This is a genomic window from Mesobacillus sp. (assembly GCF_049588175.1).
GTDB lineage: Bacteria > Bacillota > Bacilli > Bacillales > Cytobacillaceae > Mesobacillus.
In genome coordinates, this window is sequence record NZ_JBAVFI010000134.1 from 1 (window position 1) to 1945 (window position 1945).

Below are 1945 nucleotides of genomic sequence, written 5' to 3' on the forward strand. Positions count from 1 at the left end.
AATAAGATCATCATATCGCTATTTATAGGGGGTTACTTGCTTGGCGGGTAAAACAGCTTTAATTGCCGGTGCAACCGGACTTGTTGGAAATGAATTGCTTCAATTTCTTTTAAAAGAAAAAGAATATGAAAAAGTGGTTGCGCTTGTCAGAAGGCCGCTTGCGAAAAATAATCCAAAGCTTGATGAAATAATCGTCGATTTTGATAAACTTGAAGATAACAGAGAAAGTTTTGCTGTGGATGATGTATTCTGCTGCCTCGGTACAACGATTAAAAAAGCAAAAACGAAGGAAGTAATGTGGAAGATAGACGTAGATTATCCTGTAGCCATTGCAAAACTGGCAAGTTCACAGGGCGCCAAAAAGTTCATGTTGGTGAGCTCAATGAATGCGGATCCCAATTCCCCGATTTTTTATTCGAAAATGAAAGGGAAGCTGGAAGAGGCCATTAAAAAAATCCCATTTGAATCAACTTCTATCTTCCGTCCATCCTTGCTTTTGGGAAACCGCCAGGAATTCAGGCTGGGGGAAAGAGCAGCTGCAGCCATTTTTAAGAAGATGCCATTCCTTTTTGCAGGACCGCTTAAGAAATATAGAGCAATTGAGGGGAAGACGGTTGCTTCTGCAATGTATAAGGCAGCCCAGGAAAATAAACCTGGAATAACAATCTATCCTTCAGAACAAATCCAAAAAATCGGCGGTTGATTGTCCGGCCAGAATGAAGAGGTTAGAAGGATGTTAAATGTACTTGTAGTATTAATCGTCATTGTAATCATTAGTTATGCAGTGCTTAATTATTACCCTGCTTTTGGAGGCAAGCACTCCAATGAAAAAAGGGCAGCCTTTAGCCAGTCGCCACAATATCAGAACGGAAAGTTTGTAAACCAGGTGCCAACCACCTGGGATACAAGCTTCAGCTCAATGGTCTCGATGATGAAGGATTTTATAAAAGGAAATCCCGACAGGAAGCCTAAAACTCACATTCCTATGGTGACTTTCACTCATGAGCCAACGGCGGATGCAAAAATCACCTGGTTTGGGCATTCGGCATTTTTGTTAGAGATTGATGGCAAGTCTATTTTATTTGATCCGATGTTCGGGAAGGCGCCAACCCCTTTTCCAATAAGGTCCCAGCGCTATAGCGGAAAACTGCCTTTCGAAATTGAGGAGCTGCCAGTGATTGATGCGGTGTTCCTGACTCATGACCATTATGATCACCTCGATTATGGCTCAATCATGAAGCTGAAGAGGAAGGTAAAAAGGTTCTTTACGCCTCTGGGAGTGGGCAGCCATTTAGAGCGCTGGGGCATCTCTCCCGAAATCATCAGCGAACATGATTGGTGGAGTGAATTTGAGTTTGATGGAATTCAATTCGCCTGCACACCTGCTCGCCATTTTTCCGGACGAGGGCTTACAAATCGAGACTCAACGCTTTGGTGCTCATGGGTCATCATCGGCCAGAATACAAAAATCTATTTTAGCGGCGATGGCGGCTACGGTCCTCATTTTAAGCTGATAGGCGAAAAATATGGACCTTTCGATGTGACATTAATGGAATGCGGCCAATACGATGAACGCTGGGCAGCCATCCATATGCTTCCTGAAGAAACAGTCCAGGCCCATCTCGATGTAAAAGGAAACGTGCTGATTCCCGTCCATTGGGGAGCTTTCACGCTGTCGATGCATGCCTGGCACGACCCGGTGGAGAGAGCCGTCAGGGCAGCGGAAAAATCTGGAGTGGAAATTGCTACACCAAGGATTGGAGAGACCGTTACCGTTGGTTCCCAAAGTTATCCCAATTTAGCATGGTGGCACTTAGCAGGGGAGGTGGAGTAAGTCTACGCTTTAGTGTTATTTTTCATAGCCGGTCTCGCGGAAATTGGCGGTGGCTACCTTGTCTGGCTGTGGCTCCGTGAAGGAAAGCCATATTGGTATGGACTTTTAGGC

The 1945-nt window shown here is 44.9% G+C and carries 2 protein-coding genes and 1 pseudogene; all 3 read left to right on the forward strand.

Annotated elements, in window-relative coordinates; translation table 11 throughout:
- Positions 1 to 40: 40 nt before the first annotated feature.
- On the forward strand, positions 41 to 703 hold the full coding sequence (locus tag WB217_RS03305; RefSeq protein ID WP_423990610.1) for an oxidoreductase: 663 nt from the start codon (positions 41 to 43) through the stop codon (positions 701 to 703).
- A gap of 216 nt (positions 704 to 919) precedes the next feature.
- On the forward strand, positions 920 to 1834 hold the full coding sequence (locus WB217_RS03310; protein ID WP_423990612.1) for an MBL fold metallo-hydrolase: 915 nt from the start codon (positions 920 to 922) through the stop codon (positions 1832 to 1834).
- A gap of 12 nt (positions 1835 to 1846) precedes the next feature.
- Positions 1847 to 1945, forward strand: a pseudogene (locus WB217_RS03315) (YnfA family protein); the annotation flags it as partial.